We start from the raw sequence: 669 nt of genomic DNA on the forward strand, positions 1-669 counted from the left end.
CGCTCGACTGTGAGCGATCACAAGGACGTCGCCACGCCGTTCGTTACGTCTTGACGAACAGCATGTTATCGCTCACTCTCGATGGAGAGGATGACGGCATTTCGGGGCTCACCGGGCGATCCCCGCTGGCCGCACCTCGGATCACGACGTCCCCCAGGGCATGCGGACGTCGCCTCAGGACTCTCCGCAGTCGGCGCGTGCCGCCGGACTGCGTACGTCGGTGCGAGGTGGCCCGGGAGGACCGTCCCGGACTCCCTGGCCAGCCGGCGCCGACCGTCCCGACCGGGTTGTCCTGAGCGAAGTGGCACATCACCACCACCGATGCAACCACTGAGAAGGAACAACATGAGACCCAAGAGAACTCTGCTGGCGACGGCGACCCTCGCGGTCGCACTGAGCGCGGGCATGACCGTGGCGCTGGCACCCATGGCCAGCGCCGGAACCACACTGAAGGCGTCGGCGGCCGAGAAGGGCCGCTACTTCGGCGCGGCCGTCGCGACCGGCAAGCTGTCCGACAGCCAGTACGTCGGCATCCTCAACGCCGAGTTCAACAGTGTCGTGGCCGAGAACGAGATGAAGTGGGACGCCACCGAGCCGCAGCAGGGCCGGTTCAGCTACACCGGTGGTGATCGTCTGGTCAGTCACGCGCGCGCCAACGGGATGAGCGTG

General features: G+C 67.0%; 1 protein-coding gene. It reads left to right on the top strand.

Annotation, left to right across the window (positions count from 1 at the left end; genetic code table 11):
- Positions 1-345 precede the first annotated feature (345 nt).
- The coding region (locus F8271_RS31675; protein WP_151493430.1) for an endo-1,4-beta-xylanase at positions 346-669 on the top strand (324 nt) is incomplete at its 3' end.

The organism is Micromonospora sp. ALFpr18c (genome assembly GCF_008868155.1).
In the GTDB taxonomy this organism is placed as follows: Bacteria; Actinomycetota; Actinomycetes; order Mycobacteriales; family Micromonosporaceae; genus Micromonospora.